Source organism: Paenibacillus sp. HGH0039 (assembly GCF_000411255.1).
GTDB lineage: Bacteria > Bacillota > Bacilli > Paenibacillales > NBRC-103111 > Paenibacillus_F.
In genome coordinates, this window is the sequence record NZ_KE150412.1 from 1,020,743 (window position 1) to 1,039,588 (window position 18,846).

The window sequence follows — 18,846 nt, forward strand, 5'->3', positions numbered from 1 at the left end:
TTGGGAAATACTAGGAAGGACATCCGATCTACAAGGAGGTTCTTCCTATGTTTTTACAGCCATCCAAGAAAAAATGGGCCGGTACTCTGGCACTCGCTTTTCTGCTCGGTTCGGTATCCCTAGGCGCCAGACAGGCCGCCGCCTTCGGCTCTCCGGAGGAACTGCCCGACGAAGCCGTCCTCAGTCAGCCAACCCCATCCGCGGGCATGCCCGGACGCCAGGACTCACATAATCCGAAAGACAGCAGCGTCCCCGGTCTTCCGATTCTTGAGGAAGCCGCCTCTATTCTCGGCACCACCGTCCCTTCTTTGAAAGAATCGCTGAACAAAGGCAAAAGCCTTTCCGACGTGGCCAAAGAAAAAGGAATCAGCGAAAAGGATCTGACGGCTAAACTGCTTGCGATCCGCGACTCAAAGATCGACCAGGCGGTCAAAGAAGGACGGCTCGACGCGGAACACGCAGCTGCCCTCAAACAGAAAATGGCGGAGCACCTGAAGCGGATGCTGCAGGATAAGGCGCTGCTGAACCACCATAACCGTCACCAGCACGGGAAAATGCGTCACAGCCTCAAGCCGGATCAGGAAAAACTCGCCCAGGCCATCGGTATCAGCAAAGAAGAGCTCCACCGCGAGCTCCGGCAGGGCAAATCGCTGCAGCAGATCGCCGAAAGCAAGGGCATTACGAAAAGCCAGCTTATCAGCCGCATCCAGTCCCTGCTCGCTCCGGACCTTGAAAAATACGTCGAGCAGCGCGTTCCGGCGCGGGAATCCTGACTTCTTGCCCGTCCGTATGCGGACTTCCCGACCGCTTCAGCCCCATACGATAAAAGGGAGTGCCTGCAGGAGGCACTCCCTTTTGCCGGTTCGGGATTCTTAATAGGTCGTCACATTGCCCTTGTACAGGTTCCCCGCAGGATACCTGACATTGTCGTGCGCCTTGGCCTCTGTCCCTTGAGAAGCGTTAATGACATAAGCCGAAGATTGATCCAGGTTGACGGTATTGCCCGAGAAATCATTGTTCACGCCCCAGCCCGCCACAATCTGGTGAAGCTGAAAAGCGTCGGTAATCACCGTGTTCCCGTTTCTCCATCCCGTGTTGTTGCGGATAACGGCATGGTTGCCTTTGACGTCGATAAAACTGTCCGCGTAGTTTTCGCCGCTGATGCCCGTGCCGTTGAATAGACAGTTCTCGACAAGCGTTCCGCTCGTTCTTTCCTTGATGTCGATATGCTCGGCAGTCACATTGGGCCCGATGCGCACGCCCCGGATAATCGTATCGTTTACGGTTTGGTTATAGCCGGCTCCTTCGGCGGACCCTACATATACGCCTTCTCCGAATCCTTTATTTACGGTACCCGTGTCGTGAATATACGAATTTTCGAGAATGCCCCGCGAGCTTCCGTCACGGAAGTGCACACCTTCATAGCCGATGCCGTACACTTCAACCCCGGAAATTAGCGTATCGTTCGAATTGTCCAGAATAATGCCTTTCTGGGCGTTCGTAAACTTGAGATTTTGGATCACCCAGTTGTCGCCCGTAATTTTCAGGCAGTATCCGCCTCCCGCTGAAGTGCCGGATATGAGGGCCTGATTGGCCGGGTCCCGGCTTTCAATCGTAATCGGATTCGATTGGGTGCCGTTGACAGCCGAGGAGAACGTCCCCTTGTACGTACCCGGCGCAAGCAGGATGCGGTCCCCGGGCAGCGCGTTTTTCAAGGCGTTCTGGAGGCACGATACGGACGAACACGATACGGTGCGAAGCGCGGCCGCGCCCTCTTCGTTGATGCGGGCGGCAGATTGATCCGCCGAGACCCCGGATTCATGGGGCACGGCGGCATACATGGCGGGCGCAAACGCGGCGCCGAGCAGGACGGCGGACAGCAGGCTCTTACGCAGCAGCCTTGTCGGGGTTAACCTGGTTTTCATCACAATAGCCTCCTTTTAATTGGGCGATTCAAAATTAAAACGCTTTAATTTTTGGCGTTTAATCCACTTCTTTTCCCCACCTCCCCTCTCCGATCTGCTTTCAGTATAGCACAGCGCCTCGCTGGTACTGGATGGGTTTTCTTACGATATTTACATGCATCTGCTCCGATTTATACACCTCTTCCTGAGGCGGATCATCACGGGACTTGCCCTCGGGAATCCGCTTGCCTCAATATAAAAAAGTCCCGCAGCATGTGCGGGACTTTCGGGAAAGCGCTCCGGCAACAGAGCCTTAAGAAGCGACCCAGGTCGGTTCAGCCTGTCCGGGGCGCGGCATTCCCGCGGCTCTTCGCCAAAATTCTCCACTGGAGCGCAAGCAGAAGCAGCAGCACCGATCCGCTCACCGTAAAGGGTACGGACGGGCCGAACGCATCCCACAGCTTGCCCGAAACGATGGGACCCACGATCATCCCGAGCCCTTCTATAGTCAGGAAAAAGCCCCAGACGGCGCCTCTCTTCTCCTTGGGCACACAGGACGCGATCAAGGCATTCCAGGACGGAATGATCAGCGCGTAGCCGATTCCAAGCAGCCCGACGACTACGTAAACGGCCGCAAGCTGCCTGATAAATCCGAGGGCCAGCAGGGCGACCGAACTGAAAATAAGCCCGGCGGTCAGCAGTCCCTTAATGCCCTTGCGGTCCACGAGTTTCCCGATCGGAACGAGCAGGGCCACTGCCGCTCCTCCTCCGACAATGAGCAGCATGCTGTATTGACTCGGCGAAAGATGCAGAACTTCACGGGCGTACAGCGTCAGGATCGGAGTCAGAACTCCCAGCGCGAACGTCTGAATAAACATGGCCGGAAACAGCAGCCGACTGACTTTCATTTCCCGCAGAGACGCGCGGACTTCCCGCACATAAAGGCGCACGCGTTCCCCGAGCGGCTTCCTGTCCGCGGCCGGCATGGCAGCGGCCGCGCCTCCTCCGGCTGCGGTGACGGCCTCCCCGAGGGGATCGGCGCCCGCTTCCATCGCTGCAACCGCCGGGAATGCGGCGCCAGCCGGAACATGCCGGCTCTCTTCCCTCTTTTCCCCGCCTTCGCGAAGCAGCGGTTTGCGCGGCAAAAACAGGGCGATCAGCAAAACAACGCCCATAGAAATGAGCAGCAGCCGGTAAGCCGGACCGTAATTGGACCCGTGAATAAAGAAATTGATCACGACCGGCCCAAGGCCGGTGCCGCTGAGCCATGCCATGTAGACCACGCTCATGATCGTTCCTTTCGCCTTGTCTCCCGCGACCTCGGTCGTTCCCGCAATGACGGCCGGCCACAGTGGAGCCGTACCGACTCCCAGCATGGCGCATGCCGCTACCATCCAAGCGTGATGCGTGAAGGTCGCCATGATCAGCACGGAGCTCCCCGAGAGCAGAATGCCGATCAGCATGGACAACCGGTAGCCCGCTTTGTCGATCAGCCATCCGACCGGCGTGCGGAACACGTTGTCCCCGATGTACTGGGCGGCCAGAGACCAGCCTACGACGAACGCCGTCGCGCCCAGGACCGTTTTCATATAAACGGGAAGAATCGTCAGAAGGAGCGCCCCCTTCACGAATTCCACCACAAACATAATAACCAGCAGTTGTACGACAAAGGGCGCGGCCGCCCCCGCCTTGTTTTTCCATCCGGCCAGATTCATCATGATATCTCTCGCCCCTCTCTTGCAGCGTTCTTTTGTTAGGTTTTCCCCAGGATGGACAAACTATTTTCAAAAAATATACTTGCATGCCCGTCCGTTTTTGTTATACTCTATTTTGTTTGTTCAATCTCGTGATTCGTATCAGCGATTCGCAGAAATTCCACGCAGAAGGGAAGGGTTGCCGGATGGATCAACATCGCACACCCCTATTCTCGGCCTTGCGCACGCATGCAGAGAAAAATCCGATCCAGTTCCATATTCCAGGCCACAAAAAAGGAGTCGGGATGGACCCTGAGTACCGGGAATTTCTCGGCGAAAACGCACTGTCCATCGATTTGATCAATATCGCACCGCTGGATGACCTTCACCAGCCCACAGGCGTTATCGAAGAAGCCCAGAAACTCGCCGCCCAGGCTTTCGGCGCGGAGCATACCTACTTCTCCGTCCAGGGCACGAGCGGCGCTATCATGACCATGATTATGTCGGTAGCCGGTCAAGGAGATAAAATCATCGTACCGCGGAATGTGCACAAATCCGTACTGGCCGCTATCATTTTCGCCGGAATCAAACCGGTCTTCATATCGCCCGCCCGTGACGCGAACCTCGGGATCGACCACGGAATTACGACCAAGTCCGTGCGCCGCGCGCTGGAGAAGCATCCGGACGCCAAAGGGGTCCTGGTAATCAACCCTACCTACTACGGCGTATGCACGCACTTGAAAGAGATTGTCGATCTCGTTCACAGTTACGACATTCCCGTTCTGGTCGACGAGGCGCACGGAGTGCTTATCCATTTCCATGATAAACTTCCGATGTCCGCAATGGAAGCCGGGGCCGATATGGCGGCTACGAGCGTACATAAACTCGGCGGCTCTTTAACGCAAAGCTCCGTGCTGAATGTGCAGGGAAGCCGCGTAAACCCGAAGCGTATTCAGACAATCATGAGCATGATGACGACGACTTCGACTTCTTATATCCTGCTCGCTTCACTGGATACCGCCCGCCGCCATCTGGCCTTGAACGGCCATGAACTGGCTGAGCGCACGATCGCTCTAGCCGAATACGCGCGCAGCGAAATCAACAAGATCCCCGGCCTGTACTCATTCGGGGAAGAAATTCTCGGCACGGAAGCCACTTACGCTTACGACGCAACCAAAGTGACGATTCATATCCGTCATCTCGGACTGACCGGCTACGATGTGGAGAACTGGCTCAGAGACCGTTACAACATCGAGGTCGAGATGAGCGACATGTACAATATTCTTTGTCTTGTCACGCCGGGCGACACCTCCGATAACATCGACGTGCTTCTGCAGGCGCTGCGCGAATTGTCCGCCGAGCACTACACCGGCAATGCCGAAGACGATCTGATCGTGATTATCCCGGAAATACCGCAGCTTTCCCTGATCCCCCGCGACGCTTTCTACGGCGATACGGAAGTGGTTCCGTTAAAGGAATCGGCGGGAAGAATCATTGCCGAATTCATTTACGTATACCCGCCGGGTATTCCTATCCTGCTGCCGGGCGAAGTCATCTCGCAGGAAAACATCGACTACATCGTGGAACACGTGGAAGTCGGGCTGCCTGTAAAAGGGCCGGAAGACCGCAGCTGCCAGTTCGTCAAAGTCATCGTGGAAACGCAGCCGATTTTCTAATTCTGCTCGAAGCAGCGCAAGATTGTCAAAATTGTCCACGGATGCTATGATGTGGGGGATTGCAGTTTTGGAGGTGCCAAGCAATGAGTCAAAGCGCATTTATCCGTTTTGTCACAGGCTCCACAATGACTTCCCCCACCCTGGACGAACTGAAGGGCCAGCTCGAGCATTACCGCGAGCAGCTTTCCAGAACCGGCGTCCAGCTGAGCTGGGAATACGATTCGGCCGGCTTTCCTTATACGGTGGAGACGAAGCCCGAAGGGGAAGGCAAGTGGTTCTATTTGAAAGGAACCACGCCCCGTTACCGCAGCATCGTGCTCGGTGTCGGAAGCGAAATGCGGGAAGACAGCCTTCAGCATTACGTGCAGATCGTTCTTCCGGATACCGCAACACACGGGGATAAGTCCAAGGCCAACGAACTCGGGAAATATTTGGCCCGCCACTGGAAAGCCCGACTGGACCTGTTCAACGGGCGTACGATGTACTTCAATCCCCGCAAATAACAAACTTTAACGAGAAATGCAGAAATCCCTTCTCCTTATACAGGAAAAGGGATTTTTTATCGTACGCACGCTTGCCGTACGTATGTATGCCGGATACGAAACCTATTCGCGGTTTTCTTCCGCGATAATCTGATTGTAGACCGCTACGACGCGCTCCCATTCAGCTTCATCTTCGATGTTCACCAGGTAGGCGTCATCGTTTTCTTCTTCTATACGGAAAATAACACCGTCTGCTTCGGGATCGTTTCTGTCCAGCAGTACCGCATACAGCTGATCCTGAGAGTCAAACGTGTACACCATGACCATTTCATGCTCTTTGCCTTCTTCGTCCGTTACAATAAACACGCTTTCTTCATGTTCATGGTCGTGATCGTGTCCGCAGCCGCAATCCTGATCATGATCGTGTTTGTGATCGCTCATTGTAGAACCTCGTTTCGTTTTAAATTTGCATCTTTCGATGGTATCGTATCACGGAAAGCGGAACAGGTCAAACGCCCGTCCGCACCGGATTTTTCCTTATAAATCCATGCTTTGCAAAATTGTCGGCAACCCGATTCAAAAGGAATCAATTGAGGTTAATGGGAATTATAGGATATAGCAACTTTACGGGGATCTATCGTCTCTTCCGAAACCGTTTTCTCCAAAAACGCTATAACACGACAGGCATATTCTGCCGATTCTAAATGGTAAGAGCCCACATGAGGCGCTCCGGCCGTCCGCCAGAAATCGAACGCATCGGGATGGCGTCTCCACATTTCTTCGGATGAAGCTTGGGGAATAGCGCGATCGTCGCTGCTGTGTATAAAAAGAACGGGCCTCGGATAGATCGCTTCAACCGCCTTAACCGCATCGACTCCCTCGGGATCGATTTTAAGCAGCGGCGGAAAAAGAAGCAAGATAAGCGGAGTAAACGGAATGTTCGGAAGACCCGACCATACCGGCAAATTGGTTTTCAAATATTTTTTGAGATGATGAAAAGGACTGTCAGCCACTACCGCGGCAACCTTCTCGTGTTCGGCCGCCGCCAGAAGAGAAGTCGTCGCTCCCATCGAAAACCCGATCAGACTTACGGCTTCCCGCGGGTACGTTTCCGTTACCCAGTCGATGACGCCGAGGAGATCGTACTTTTCGTAATAACCCACGGAGGTCATGCTTCCCTGGGACTTCCCGGAATTCCGGAAGTCGAACATAATCACGCGGAAACCCGCTGCAATGAGATCCCGCGCTAACGCGAGTGACGGAAGCCCGCGTTCGAGCCGGTTTCCAGCGTATCCGTGGGACAGAATGACGGTCATCGGGTTCTGCCTGACCGCCGTATCGGGAGGAGGAAGATGCCAGCCGCTGAGCACAATGTCTCCCGTACGGCTGGGTATCTCCACCTCTTCGAAAACAAGCCCGTAATTCGCGGGCGAGTCGTCGACAGGCTGCCTTTTCGGATGCGTCAGCTGCCAGCCCACATAAGCGGCAATACCGACCGAAGCAAGAAAACCGGCAAAAAGGAGCAGAAGGACGCTCCACACGATCCATATCAATGCGTTCACTCTCCGTACCCTATCTAGTCTGCAGCCTCAGTTGTCGGCTTTATAAAATTCCGATCATGCAGGAGGAGTTCCCGTGCTCAAAACCATGAACCGATCACTTGACCTGGAAATCGAATACCTCAAAAGCGTCCTGACTTATATGGCCGCGCAATACAAATACGAATTGAATCATCCGCGTGTCGTCGAAGTCAGCCAGCAGTTGGACGGCCTCATTGTGGAACAAATGAAAAAACGGGCCGCCTCCTAACCTTATTCAGGCCGTAAAGCGGCTCGCCGGACTCAGCTGTTCATCAGTTTGCGGTACTGCACGTACATGGCCACCCGCCAAGGAAGCAGCATTCCGAACGCCAGGATAAAGAATATGGAAGCCGTTTGGTACACCGTCACGTATTCCTCCACATACGAATGAAGAAATAAGCGGATGGCGAGCAGGACGACCAAAATGATTAAAAACGCTTTCGAACGATGAAGATACACATGATCGCCCTGCTTGGAAAATCCGGATGTCCGGATTAACGGATAGGCGAACACGACCGCTCCCACCGCAAAAGCGATCAATCCCCAAGTAACCGGTATTCGCGTCAACGGAGCGACAAACATAAGAAACCCCGTGCTCATGCCGATTGGCGGCATTAATATTTTCATCGCGTTTATAGGCCGCTTGGACGCTTTCATCCGGATGGCAATTACGAGAAGCGCCATACCGAGCGTTCCGAACAGGGAAATCGCGTGTAAATTCGAACCCACTGAGAAAGCCAACTCCTTCCCCTTCCTTCCCTCACATCGCTGCAATTCTTTCATCCTTTATTATACCACTCCTTGGCTTCGGGAAGAAGCCGTTTTACTTGAATGTCGCATGGATTTGACAGATGAAAGCGGTTGAAATCCAACTTTTTCCGTGCTAGAGTGTGGGTAGTACGTCACTCTACAGATCGGAGGCTTATTCTGTGAGCTTGCAGTTGCAAATGATCGGAACCGGCAGTGCGTTTGCCAAGAAATATTTTAACAACAATGCACTTTGGACTTGCAGCGGCTTTGCTCTCCTGGTCGATGCCGGGAATACGGCACCGCGCGCTCTGCATGAGCTGAATATGAAGCCGGATGAACTGGACGCTGTCCTGATTACGCACCTTCACTCCGATCACGTCGGCGGGCTTGAAGAGCTGGCCTTGCAAATGCGTTACGTATACGGGCGAAAGCTCAGACTGCTGCTGCCCGCGGCGCTGGAGGCTCCTATCTGGGAACACACCTTGAAGGGCGGAATGGAGAACACCGGAGAACATTTAAACCGCTTGGCGGATTATTTCGACGTCGAACTGCTCGAAGAAGGCCGGCCTTCTGAAATTCATCCGGGATTCCGTATCGAGATTATCCGGACGCCTCATATCGCCGGTAAGCCCAGCTTCTCCCTATTCGTTAATGACACCATTTTCTACAGTGCGGATATGATTTTTCAGCCCGAGCTGATTTTAAACGAAGTCGTCGGGCAAAGAGACTGCCGCCATATTTTCCACGACTGCCAGTTGGAAGGGCCCGGCGTCGTTCACGCCGCGCTTGAAGAGCTGCTCACGCTCCCCGAGTCGGTCCAGTCCAGGATTCGGCTTATGCACTATGGGGACAGTATGCCCGCTTATGTCGGCAAAACGGGAAAAATGTCGTTTATCAAGCAGCATCAAATTTATACTTTATAAAGCCGCATCCGCTTTAAGAAACCAGGTGACCTACCTGGTTTTCGTGTTTTTCAATGAAGACAGGACTAAAGTACTAATCCAAAAACTTTGGCCTTTCGCGCTTGTGAGCCGGCCCCGTTCGCTCGCTCCGCTGCGCGGCACGGTCTTTTTCAAGTGGGGTGGATTGTGTGATATACAAATGGTTCGTTATCTTCTATGCCTCGGTCATCAGCATCGCTTCGTGGAAGCTCGGTTTGTCCGTTAGCGGATGGCTCCCGCTCAGCCTGCTGTTCCTCGCTGCCGCCGTCCTCGGCCTCAAGAGATCCTCCGTCGCCTTTTCAGCCGTCAAACTGGTTCTGCTTACGCTGTTCCACTGGAGCAGTCAAACCGATTGGTGCTTCACCCTGTACTTGCTCCTGCTCGCATCGGAAGTTTACGAGTCCAAGTCGCGGAAAACCGTCTGGATGCTGGTTACGCTCAATCTCATCACCTTTGCCGTTATCGCGCTGATAACCGCTCCCGCCTTTTCCGTGTATCCGCCTCTCTGGATGATTCTGCTCTACTTAAGCAACTTCGCCATCTTTATGGGGCTCGCTTTGACCGTATTCAACACATTTAGACAAAGAGACAAACTGGCCGGGGAAAGAAGGCAGTTGATGACCCATGACTCCCTGACCGGACTGCCCAATTTCGAAGCGTGCCACGCGATGCTCCATAACTTGGTCGATAAGGAAAGCCGGCTGCTGTTTATCCTGATTGACTGCACCGATCTGAAGGCGATGAACAAAACGCAGGGCTTTCAAGCGGGCAACCAGATCCTGAAGCAGATCGCGGTTCTGCTGAAAATCAAGTTTTCCCAGGCGGCTTTTATTTCCCGGTACGGAGGAGACGAGTTCGCGGTAGCTGTTACGTATGAGGACAAAGAAACGATGCGGGCCTATGTGGATCAGCAGCTCGGATCCGAACTCCCCAAATTGACGGGGATTCAAATCACTTACGGCATCGCGGTGCTGCCCGATGACGGTTCTTCGAAGGACGATCTCGTGCTCGTCGCGGAAAACAGTCTGTTCAGTATGAAGCGGGAAATGTGGCTGAAGCGCGAGGAGCATATGCTTCGCTCGGAAAAGCTTAGAATCGTCGGCGAACTCGCTTCCGGCATGGCGCATGAAATCAGGAATCCCCTGACCACAATCAAGGGTTTCCTGCAGATCTCGAAATCGAACGGTTACAACATCGAAACCTGGTATCCTTTGATCATGGACGAAATCAGCAGAATGAGCGAGCTTACCGCCGAATTTCTCCAGTTCTCCAAGCCTCACGCCGTACAGTTCAGAGTGCTGTCGATGCAGGTTTGTATACAGCGCGTCATCTCGCTGACCTTATCCGAGATGTCCCGGCTGGGTCATGAAATCGTGTATGATCCTCCTGAAAAAGCGATGAATATTTGGATGGACCCGGATAAAATGGTGCAGCTGCTCATTAATCTCTTTAAAAACGCGTATGAATCTATGGAAGACAATAAAAAAATGGCGATCCGCCTATATGAGCGCGATCACCATGCCGTACTTGAAATCGAAGATCAGGGCAGCGGAATTCCCGTGGAGCAGCTGGACCAGATCTTCAATCCCTTTTTCACGACCAAAGACAGCGGAACGGGACTTGGCCTGTCCATCTGCCACAAAATTGTGCAGGATCACAACGGTACGATCGAAGTGGAAAGCTTTATCGGCAGAGGCACGACGTTCATTATGACCTTTCCTCTGGCCGAACCGGAATCGTCTCCCTGCTATCCGCTTAACCGGCGCAAGGACGCGGTGTGAGGCTTATAAAGATTTGACCATTCTTACGTGAGGGATACCGGCGTCATCGAACGGCTCCCCGGGAATCGTTTCGTACCCGATTTTTTTGTAAAAAGGCTCGGCTTGGCACTGTGCATCGAGAACCGCTCCCTTATAGCCGAGTTCTTTGGCATGGGCTTCCATCGCTTGCACGAGTACGGATCCGAGGCCGGTTCCCCGGTTCGCCTTGAGGACGGCGATACGCTGCAGTTTCGCCCGGTTTTCTTCAAACGGCTTCCACCTGGCAGCCGCGATCGCCTTCCCCCCTTCTCGGATCAGAAAATGATGACCGCTTTGGTGAGATGCGTCCAGCTCGTCTATTTCAAGTTCCAGCGGCACGTTCTGCTCATCAACGAAGACTTCTTTGCGGACGCCCAGGCACTCTTTAAGTTGTTCATCTGTCGTAACGCGAATAATTTCCATCTGTCTTGTTCCCCTTTCGTCCAAACGATACGAGATATGATAGCTTATCCGCGCATCCTTGTCCAGACGGAACATACCCCCGCTCGACCGGTTTCTCCTATAGGCTCATCCGGTGTTACTCCAAACTTTCCACTTCCGCGGATTCGTTTCTGACTCCCCGATATAGTATAATAGATCGTGAGAAATGATAAATTGCGCTTATTACGCAAAGGAGTATTATTCATGAATATTGCCTTTTTTCTTTTGCCCAAACTTGAAGTAATCACAACGACGATTGATGCCACACTAAGACAAACCTTGGAAAGAATGGAATATCACCGCTATACGGCGGTTCCCATCCTTACGGAGGATGGCAAATATATGGGAACGGTAACCGAGGGCGATCTGCTCTGGTTTTTGAAAAATTCTCCGGGCATTACCTTCGATAACGCCCATAGGCATACTTTGGAGGAGGTTCCCCTGAGGATGAGAAATAAACCGGTACACATTCATGCGAACATGGAAGATCTCATTGATCTTGCCAAGGTGCAGAACTTTGTACCGGTCGTGGATGACGCAGGTAATTTCATCGGAATCGTGCGCCGCAGTGACATTATCGAATACTGTGCCAAGCAAATGTTTCAGGCACCCGTTTAGCGGCAAGCTGCGGGATGAAGATGTTCGCGGCCTCTCCTGTCTGGAGAGGCTTTTTTGTATGGAGTCGAATAGGTACTAAGACGGGGGGAGTGTGTAGGAAGGAAGATGGTAGAGTAGGAAGGTTGAGGTCCGAATCCTGCTGACATCCGTGTTAAACGGAAAGAGAGACAAACTCATCCGACGGCCTGTTCTCGTAACAAGAACGAAGGCTTTCCAGACGATAAGCCGGCTGTTTCTCCGGTTCCTGCTGCCGCTCTTTGGCCAGCCAAGACTCCAAGGATTCGGTGCCAAATCCAAGCTGCTTGCTCATGACTCGAATATCGATGTTTCTCATTCTCCCTGCTCATCCTCTCTAATAGTCCGGTTCTTGCGGGTCAAGCCCCTGTGAGTAAACAACACTATCATTACTTTATATGGACTTCCGATAACTGTAAATAAGTGTATCTTGTCGAATTCTCTAAAGAATGAATCAATGAATTTCCCAGTTTTCTGGCAAGAAAAAAAGCCGTTCTCACGGCTTTCACGCTACTGCACCGGTCCCGACGAACCCGATGAGGACTGGTTTTTTCCCACAAATTCACTGGTCCAGTCGATCATGCCGTTCATCAGATACAAGACCAGATTAACGACATCCTTCTCCGTCAAGGACTGGTTCGTCTGCTCGGAAACGTATTGGGACGTCTTTCTCTCCAACTGTTCGACCATGTTTTTGATGACGTAAAGATCGTCCGCCATTTCCGAAACGGCGGCAGAGCTTCCGTTGTTGCCGGAGCTCCCGTTTTGCTGCTGGGAGTAGCCTTGGGCTTGCTGATTTCCGCCGCCGGACGAAGAATCCTGCTGGTTTTGGCCGTCCTGGGACTGCTGTCTTTTACCGGAAGAAGCGCTGCGTCTGGCAGACTGGCTGCCTCCGGTTCCCGATTGATCTTGATTCTGGTTTTGATTCTGGTTTTGATCCTGACTTTGCTGCTGCCCGTTGTCCGTACTTTGGCCCGATTCATACTGGCCGCCGCCCGAACTGCCCGAGCTATCGTCGGAGTTTTGAGATCCGCCGTTCATAATCATTTTTTTTAATTGTTCAAACTCCACAAGAAGCATATCGTTCTGCTTGGACAAATCGTCCATCTGCTGCTTGAGTTCCTGGGTCTTGATCATGCTTGCTTGCCTCCATCCAGCTTAATCGCCTATTTGCCTTCGGATATCGTGCCGCACGCGATGCGGTTACCCGAATTTCCGGCCGGATCGGACTTCATATCATCCTGCTTTTCATGGATGACCAGCGATGTTCCTCCCTGCTTCAACAACGAATTCGGCTTGTCCTTCTCCAGAGTAAAAGCTTCCGACACCGTATCCAGCTTCGCTTCCCCGTTTGCCTCCGCTTTCAGATTCGGCAGGTCTCCCACATGCGGCCCCTGGGGATTTTCCATCCCGTGCATTTTGGAGTTCGGGTTAAAATGTCCCCCTGCCGACTTGAAATCCGGCCCGGCGCAGACGCCGCTTTCATGAACATGGATGCCATGTTCTCCGGGAACAAGTTTCGTAGCCTGAACCTGGACGCGTACCCCTTTGTTCTCTTGGGTAAACTTTGCCGTGCCTACCACGCTTCCCTCTCCGTTCTTAAGCTCAATCTCGACTCCGGACGAGGACGACGGCGAACCGGACGGTGTTGCGCCCGGCGAAGCGGAAGGCGCTGTCGCGGCGGTAGGCAGGGCTTCCGGGGTGATGGTGGAGTTCGGGCCCGCGTTTTTGTTGTTGCCGCCGCCGCAGCCGGTCATCGCCGCTACGGCGGCTGCAGAGAGCAGCAGGGACAGAATTGGTTTTCGCATTATGAAACCTCCTGATCCGATAATTTAGGATATGCCAACATGTCTCTGCCTAAACGCGGCAGTTTCCTTTTTCTTACCCGGTTTGTCTTCCGAGTCAAACTCCGCTGGTAAAAACCAGGAAATTCGTCCTTGCCGCGGAAGCCCGGCTGCTGTTTCGAGGCAGCACAAATAGGTCTCTCCGGTGCCGGCTACTCAGGCGCAACCTCCGGAGGACCTATTGTAAGAAGTAAAAATAACGAAAGACGTGGAGTTATTTAAAAGCCATGGCGGCATGCACCGCTTTCTTCCAGCCGCTGTACAGCTGTCCGCTGCGCTGCGCCGGCATTTCCGGTTCAAACGTGCCGCCGACCGACCACTGCGCGGCGATTTCGGCGCAGTCTTTCCAGTACCCGACGGCCAGGCCCGCCAAGTAAGCGGCTCCGAGCGCGGTCGTTTCATTGATGAGCGGCCTTTCGACCGGCACGCCCAGCATGTCGCTCTGGAACTGAAGCAGGAAGTCGTTGGACACGGCCCCGCCGTCCACGCGCAGCTTTTTCAGCCTTGTATGGGCGTCCGCCTCCATCGCCGCGAGCACATCCTTCGTCTGATAGGCGAGCGCTTCCAGAGTCGCCCGGATAAAATGTTCCTTGGTCGTGCCGCGCGTCAGCCCGAAAACGGCTCCTTTCACGTCGCTGTCCCAATAGGGAGTTCCCAGCCCCACGAAAGCAGGGACCACGTAAACGCCGTCCGTTGATTCTACGCGCGACGCGTACGTTTCGGTGTCTTTGGCCGTTTTGATCATTCGCAGCCCGTCACGGAGCCACTGGATGGCCGAGCCGGCAACGAAGATGCTCCCTTCGAGAGCATACTGGACTTTGCCGTCCAATCCCCAGGCAATCGTCGTCAGCAGCCCGTGGCTGGATGTAACGGCCTGCTCTCCGGTATTCATGAGCATGAAGCAGCCGGTGCCGTATGTATTTTTGGCCATGCCTTTGTCAAAACAGGCCTGCCCGAACAAAGCCGCCTGCTGGTCACCCGCGACGCCCGCTACCGGCACTTTCGCGCCGAAGAAATGGGATTCGCTCGTATGCGCGTATACTTCGGAGGAGGAACGGACATCGGGCAGCATGCTCGCCGGAATCGTCAGCAGCTCCAGCAGCTCTTCGTCCCAACGCAACTCGTGGATGTTAAACATCAGAGTCCGCGATGCGTTGGTATAATCCGTTACGTGAGCTTCCCCGACCGTCAGCCTCCAGATGAGCCACGTATCGATGGTACCGAAAAGCAGCTCTCCGCGTTCCGCCTTCTCTCTGGCACCCTCCACGTGGTCGAGAATCCATTTCACCTTGGTCCCGGAAAAATAAGCGTCCAGCAGGAGTCCCGTTTTATCGCGGAATTTCTGCTCCATTCCCCGCTGCTTGAGTTCGTCGCAGATTTGCTGGGTTTGCCTGGACTGCCAGACGATGGCATTATACACGGGCTCACCCGTTCTTTTGTCCCAGACGACGGCGGTTTCGCGCTGGTTGGTGATGCCGATGCCCGCCACCTGCTCCGGCTTTACTCCGGATTCAATCAGACAGGTTGCAACGACGGCCAGAACCGAAGCCCAAATTTCGTTGGCGTTATGCTCGACCCATCCCGGTTTCGGGAAATACTGGGGGAATTCCTGCTGGGCGGTATGGACGATCTGACCTTCGTGATTAAACAGAATCGCCCGTGAACTGGTGGTTCCCTGATCGATGGACATAATATAGGATGACATAAGTCCGATCCTCCCTACCGGCTGCCGGAACAGCCTTTTGTCGGCCTTCGGCCGCATTCATTCGCAAAGCTGCGGAGACCTCCGGCCATAGGCCGCAAAAAAAGAGATCCACGACAAACCAACCGGATTGCAATATCCGATGCTTCGTATGAATCTCCATAGTCTCCGTCACAGCTATTAACTTTCTTGTAGCATAACGCGGAATAAAAACGCTGTCAACATCCGGTCGACACTCTCCGGATATTCTTAAAACGCCGTGAATGAATTAGGCCAGGCATGGGAAATCAGGCTCTCGTGCTTTGAAAAAATTCCACCCATTCGCCGTCCGGCCCGTGAAAGAAGAAATAACGCGATCCGTTCGGCAGCGTTGTAATTTCCGTATCGATCATCACGACATCCGTCTTGCGGACCCGGTCAAATTCCGCTTCGATATCGTCAACCGTAAAAGCCAGATGATGAACCCGACCCTCTTCGGTTAAGCTTCCGCCGTATCCTTCGATTAACTCGACTTCCGTTTCGCCTTTTACGTCGAAGCCAAGAAACGCCAGCTTCATCGCCCCGTTGATCACCGTATCTTTCAGTTTCAACCCTACGACGGATTCGTAAAATGAAATCGACTTTTCCATATCCGTAACCATTACACCCACGTGTTCCAATTTTGTAACCGCCATCTCTTCTACCCCTCTCGGTATGGTAAACTTCTTTCTGTCCTTATTTTGGGACAAAACAATAGACGAAGCAAGTTTCCCTCCTGATTTTCTTAGTTTTTTACGCAGCGCAAAAAAACCGCTTCTTTTTTAAGCGGATTCCATCAGGAGCTATTTGATTTTCCCGTCAAAAGTCCGTAAACATTAAAAAAAGCGCCCGGTGCGCTTCAATCGCCACCGCCGCCTCCCCCGTCTCCTCCTCCGGAACAATCGCTGCCTCCTCCGCTCCCGCTGTCGCAATCGGAACCGGAACTGTCCCCCCAGAAACTCCAACCGGAATCCGTGTAGCCGCTGCTGCCGGAATCAGAATAGTGATGCTTGTTTTTACGCTTCTTAGGAGGATTATACACGCTTGTGGCCAATTTAAGGACAATAAAGGCGATTACGATGAACCAGACTATCATTATCATAATTTCTCACCCTTTCTCTTGTTCTTCCTTCTGTTTTCATTATAAAACACCCTGCCATTTATTGCAATATAATTGTCTGAAAATTTAGATAATTAGATTGAGGCGGTTTAAATTAGCTTCGGAACGGTTAACTTAAAGAGACGAAACCGGTTAACCCGGCTTGTCACGGTGAAGAACCGTACGTTCATTTTATAGCGAAGGGAGTTTTCTTACATGGACAAGCGATCGAACGATGATGTCGGCATATATAATGAAACTTCGAATACAGCGGGCGGCATCAACACCCCTCCGGACCGTGAGGACAAAGCCGCAACCGATCCCGTGAGCGATATCGTGGAGGAGATTATGGACAATCTTTCCGGCGAGCATTCGACTGATTCTTCCCCCGACAAACCGGCGGACAAGCGTTGACCGGCCGAGCTCCCGGCTGACTGTCTTCACGGTATTGAAAAAGCCCTCCACGACCGTTTTAAAGCGGCAGGAGGGCTTTTTGGGATAAACGTATGAGCATGTTAAAATAGCTTTCTTTTAAATACACAGATCACTTCTTTGGAAGATCCTTGATACTGGCTTGTATCAAAACAGGAAATCAATTCCCAGCCTTGAGCCCCCATTTCGTTCAGGTTCTGATCGAATTCGTCAAGATCTAATTTTCCACCCACAAAAAAACCTTTTGTGAAAAATTTAAGCGTCTGATATTCCCAGCGTTCCATCCTCTTTCTTCCCTTCTCTTTGTAAATCGGGCCTTATCTTGACCGCCCTTCTCTAATTATAAAGGAACATGAAAGTTCAAGAAACACTTCGTGCCCGTCAAATCCGAATCCCCCTGACCCGAGAGCCGCCTATTTTCTTTCGGACAGCTGCGGGGCTGGGCCCGGTGTTATTTCTCCACCGCCAGTCTAAGTGATAGAAGAGCAAGTACGACGGTCAGCGGCGTCATAAAAAGCTTTTCCAGACCGGAGATGGAGGCCAGATTGCCGGCCGTGTTTAGAACCATGAAACCGAACAGCAGCCACATCCCTATCCGGGCCGTTCGTTTGAACCTGCCAGGCAGTAAATAGCCCGTTTTTAAAGCGATTAAGGCGATAAATACGATCTGGATGACAACAGACAAACTTTCCAGAGCAACAAGCTCGGATTCCCCGTTAATGCGCCCGCCCCAAATAAAATGAGAAGGGATGACTTTAAGCAGAATCAGAACGTGAACCAAAAGCATGCCCGCATTTAACAGCAGCAGGAGATTCCCTGCCAGCCGTGAGGAGATGATCCGTTCCATTTGACACCTCGTATAATTTAAAATTTCACACGCCTCTCCCGGAAAGCTTGCGTCTTCCCATACATGCAGGCGTGATCCAAATAACCGTCTAATGCGTTCAAAACGTACTCTGCAGTCGTTTGTCTTTTTCCATAAGCTTATTATAACTATTTTATAAAAAGTTGTTGACAGTGTTTTAAATTCTTGATATTATACTACTTGTCACTAAGACAACTGAAGATTTTACAAACATGACTTGATAGCTCAGCTGGGAGAGCACCATCTTGACAGGGTGGGGGTCGTCGGTTCGAGCCCGGCTCAGGTCATACTAGAAAAACCCTTACTCTGTAAGGGTTTTTCGCTGTTTACGGGGTGTTTACATTTAGCCATTCCAAGCCCGAAAATGCTGATTTGGGATACTTTTGGGATACTTTGACCCATTTTTGAATCGATCAGGTATAGGGCAATTTTATAAAAGGCTCTACCTCTAATGGAACTATAACGCGTCTCACTCTTCGGCGGGTTCAGTTGCTCATTGTATACGTTATAGTCCCGTAATATAGTCGCTATCTGTACCCATATACCGGCACTCAATCAGGCGTTGCTCCAGCCGCGGCAACCGTTTAACAGCTTACTCGATACGATTGCAGTAGTCCTTTTCTCATGTTGACCATATCCGTATTGTACACGGCAATGCTGGCCGTCTGGTCGCTTGTCTGATTAGTTGGGCTATGAAAACGCTCGGTATGAGGAGTTGATAGTCTTGAGACATAAACTTGAAATATTTAGCTATACATACTAAATTCTGTTTTATATAATAAAATCGGAGGTGATAATCATGTATAGTAATATGACTAATAATTTCTTGATCTATGACCGCCAGCATCGTCGTGCTGACGATGATCCAGATATTTATAATCGGTACAAAAGCTTTTTAATATTTATTGGTTTCGATGCTGCTGGGGCAGATCTAGAGGTCGCCTATTTTATGAATGCCGTCTTTGATACGTTGGACTGAGGAAAAC

23 protein-coding genes and 1 tRNA gene are annotated in these 18,846 nt (G+C 52.3%); 10 read left to right on the top strand and 14 right to left on the bottom strand.

Annotated features, from left to right (window positions below; genetic code table 11):
* The first annotated feature begins 47 nt into the window (after positions 1-47).
* Positions 48-773 carry a hypothetical protein gene (locus tag HMPREF1207_RS04370; RefSeq protein ID WP_009671798.1) on the top strand — a complete coding sequence of 242 codons (726 nt, stop codon included), beginning with the start codon at positions 48-50 and terminating at the stop codon, positions 771-773.
* Between the two features lie 99 nt (positions 774-872).
* Here the strand turns inward: HMPREF1207_RS04370 and HMPREF1207_RS04375 are convergent, their stop codons facing one another.
* Both HMPREF1207_RS04375 and HMPREF1207_RS04380 read right to left on the bottom strand, forming a co-directional pair.
* Positions 873-1,925, bottom strand: a complete 1,053-nt coding sequence (locus HMPREF1207_RS04375) for a right-handed parallel beta-helix repeat-containing protein (protein ID WP_009671827.1) — start codon at positions 1,923-1,925, stop codon at positions 873-875.
* Positions 1,926-2,239: 314 nt separating this feature from the next.
* Positions 2,240-3,622 carry an MFS transporter gene (locus HMPREF1207_RS04380; protein WP_009671833.1) on the bottom strand — a complete coding sequence of 461 codons (1,383 nt, stop codon included), beginning with the start codon at positions 3,620-3,622 and terminating at the stop codon, positions 2,240-2,242.
* 182 nt (positions 3,623-3,804) lie between these two features.
* On the opposite strand from HMPREF1207_RS04380, the gene HMPREF1207_RS04385 reads away from it, so the two are divergent.
* Positions 3,805-5,274, top strand: a complete 1,470-nt coding sequence (locus HMPREF1207_RS04385; RefSeq protein ID WP_036739487.1) for an aminotransferase class I/II-fold pyridoxal phosphate-dependent enzyme — start codon at positions 3,805-3,807, stop codon at positions 5,272-5,274.
* Between the two features lie 83 nt (positions 5,275-5,357).
* Positions 5,358-5,777 (top strand): DUF1885 family protein, encoded by a 420-nt coding sequence (locus tag HMPREF1207_RS04390; RefSeq protein ID WP_009671843.1) that lies wholly within the window; start codon positions 5,358-5,360, stop codon positions 5,775-5,777.
* A gap of 102 nt (positions 5,778-5,879) precedes the next feature.
* On the opposite strand, the gene HMPREF1207_RS04395 is transcribed toward HMPREF1207_RS04390, so the two are convergent.
* Positions 5,880-6,197 carry a DUF1292 domain-containing protein gene (locus HMPREF1207_RS04395; protein ID WP_016423469.1) on the bottom strand — a complete coding sequence of 106 codons (318 nt, stop codon included), beginning with the start codon at positions 6,195-6,197 and terminating at the stop codon, positions 5,880-5,882.
* Between the two features lie 155 nt (positions 6,198-6,352).
* A complete protein-coding gene (locus tag HMPREF1207_RS04400; protein ID WP_231392008.1) occupies positions 6,353-7,318 on the bottom strand; it encodes an alpha/beta hydrolase in 966 nt (321 codons plus the stop codon).
* 73 nt (positions 7,319-7,391) lie between these two features.
* Here HMPREF1207_RS04400 and HMPREF1207_RS04405 point away from each other — a divergent pair, with 73 nt between their 5' ends.
* Positions 7,392-7,565, top strand: coding sequence for an aspartyl-phosphate phosphatase Spo0E family protein (locus tag HMPREF1207_RS04405; protein WP_009671838.1), 174 nt, complete (start codon positions 7,392-7,394; stop codon positions 7,563-7,565).
* Positions 7,566-7,597: 32 nt separating this feature from the next.
* Here the strand turns inward: HMPREF1207_RS04405 and HMPREF1207_RS04410 are convergent, their stop codons facing one another.
* On the bottom strand, positions 7,598-8,065 hold the full coding sequence (locus tag HMPREF1207_RS04410) for a CcdC family protein (RefSeq protein WP_009671771.1): 468 nt from the start codon (positions 8,063-8,065) through the stop codon (positions 7,598-7,600).
* A gap of 200 nt (positions 8,066-8,265) precedes the next feature.
* Between HMPREF1207_RS04410 and HMPREF1207_RS04415 the strand changes: the two genes are divergently transcribed.
* Both HMPREF1207_RS04415 and HMPREF1207_RS04420 read left to right on the top strand, forming a co-directional pair.
* Positions 8,266-9,009 carry an MBL fold metallo-hydrolase gene (locus HMPREF1207_RS04415; protein WP_009671775.1) on the top strand — a complete coding sequence of 248 codons (744 nt, stop codon included), beginning with the start codon at positions 8,266-8,268 and terminating at the stop codon, positions 9,007-9,009.
* Between the two features lie 167 nt (positions 9,010-9,176).
* Positions 9,177-10,808: an ATP-binding protein gene (locus HMPREF1207_RS04420; protein WP_009671825.1), complete on the top strand. Its 1,632-nt coding sequence runs from the start codon at positions 9,177-9,179 to the stop codon at positions 10,806-10,808.
* Positions 10,809-10,811: 3 nt separating this feature from the next.
* Here HMPREF1207_RS04420 and HMPREF1207_RS04425 read toward each other — a convergent pair whose 3' ends face one another.
* Positions 10,812-11,249: a GNAT family N-acetyltransferase gene (locus HMPREF1207_RS04425; protein WP_170318601.1), complete on the bottom strand. Its 438-nt coding sequence runs from the start codon at positions 11,247-11,249 to the stop codon at positions 10,812-10,814.
* 222 nt (positions 11,250-11,471) lie between these two features.
* Here HMPREF1207_RS04425 and HMPREF1207_RS04430 point away from each other — a divergent pair, with 222 nt between their 5' ends.
* Positions 11,472-11,885 carry a CBS domain-containing protein gene (locus HMPREF1207_RS04430; protein WP_009671848.1) on the top strand — a complete coding sequence of 138 codons (414 nt, stop codon included), beginning with the start codon at positions 11,472-11,474 and terminating at the stop codon, positions 11,883-11,885.
* A gap of 151 nt (positions 11,886-12,036) precedes the next feature.
* Here the strand turns inward: HMPREF1207_RS04430 and HMPREF1207_RS04435 are convergent, their stop codons facing one another.
* The 6 genes from HMPREF1207_RS04435 to HMPREF1207_RS04460 form a co-directional block, all read right to left on the bottom strand.
* Positions 12,037-12,219 carry a hypothetical protein gene (locus tag HMPREF1207_RS04435; protein ID WP_009671846.1) on the bottom strand — a complete coding sequence of 61 codons (183 nt, stop codon included), beginning with the start codon at positions 12,217-12,219 and terminating at the stop codon, positions 12,037-12,039.
* 191 nt (positions 12,220-12,410) lie between these two features.
* Positions 12,411-13,037 carry a hypothetical protein gene (locus tag HMPREF1207_RS04440; protein ID WP_009671851.1) on the bottom strand — a complete coding sequence of 209 codons (627 nt, stop codon included), beginning with the start codon at positions 13,035-13,037 and terminating at the stop codon, positions 12,411-12,413.
* Between the two features lie 29 nt (positions 13,038-13,066).
* The gene (locus tag HMPREF1207_RS04445; RefSeq protein WP_009671788.1) at positions 13,067-13,708 is read right to left on the bottom strand and encodes a superoxide dismutase family protein; all 642 of its coding nucleotides are present in this window, start codon (positions 13,706-13,708) and stop codon (positions 13,067-13,069) included.
* Between the two features lie 250 nt (positions 13,709-13,958).
* Positions 13,959-15,449 carry a glycerol kinase GlpK gene (glpK, locus tag HMPREF1207_RS04450; protein WP_009671839.1) on the bottom strand — a complete coding sequence of 497 codons (1,491 nt, stop codon included), beginning with the start codon at positions 15,447-15,449 and terminating at the stop codon, positions 13,959-13,961.
* A gap of 284 nt (positions 15,450-15,733) precedes the next feature.
* On the bottom strand, positions 15,734-16,120 hold the full coding sequence (locus HMPREF1207_RS04455) for a VOC family protein (RefSeq protein WP_016423470.1): 387 nt from the start codon (positions 16,118-16,120) through the stop codon (positions 15,734-15,736).
* A gap of 203 nt (positions 16,121-16,323) precedes the next feature.
* Positions 16,324-16,566 (bottom strand): hypothetical protein, encoded by a 243-nt coding sequence (locus HMPREF1207_RS04460; protein WP_016423471.1) that lies wholly within the window; start codon positions 16,564-16,566, stop codon positions 16,324-16,326.
* A gap of 213 nt (positions 16,567-16,779) precedes the next feature.
* Between HMPREF1207_RS04460 and HMPREF1207_RS04465 the strand changes: the two genes are divergently transcribed.
* Positions 16,780-16,977 carry a hypothetical protein gene (locus tag HMPREF1207_RS04465; RefSeq protein ID WP_009671793.1) on the top strand — a complete coding sequence of 66 codons (198 nt, stop codon included), beginning with the start codon at positions 16,780-16,782 and terminating at the stop codon, positions 16,975-16,977.
* A gap of 101 nt (positions 16,978-17,078) precedes the next feature.
* On the opposite strand, the gene HMPREF1207_RS04470 is transcribed toward HMPREF1207_RS04465, so the two are convergent.
* Together HMPREF1207_RS04470 and HMPREF1207_RS04475 are read right to left on the bottom strand one after the other, a co-directional pair.
* A complete protein-coding gene (locus tag HMPREF1207_RS04470; protein WP_009671799.1) occupies positions 17,079-17,279 on the bottom strand; it encodes a DUF4177 domain-containing protein in 201 nt (66 codons plus the stop codon).
* 167 nt (positions 17,280-17,446) lie between these two features.
* Positions 17,447-17,842: a hypothetical protein gene (locus HMPREF1207_RS04475; protein ID WP_009671852.1), complete on the bottom strand. Its 396-nt coding sequence runs from the start codon at positions 17,840-17,842 to the stop codon at positions 17,447-17,449.
* Between the two features lie 232 nt (positions 17,843-18,074).
* Between HMPREF1207_RS04475 and HMPREF1207_RS04480 the strand changes: the two genes are divergently transcribed.
* Positions 18,075-18,147: transfer RNA gene (locus tag HMPREF1207_RS04480), tRNA-Val, on the top strand.
* 512 nt (positions 18,148-18,659) lie between these two features.
* On the top strand, positions 18,660-18,839 hold the full coding sequence (locus HMPREF1207_RS04485; RefSeq protein ID WP_009671779.1) for a hypothetical protein: 180 nt from the start codon (positions 18,660-18,662) through the stop codon (positions 18,837-18,839).
* Positions 18,840-18,846 lie beyond the last annotated feature (7 nt).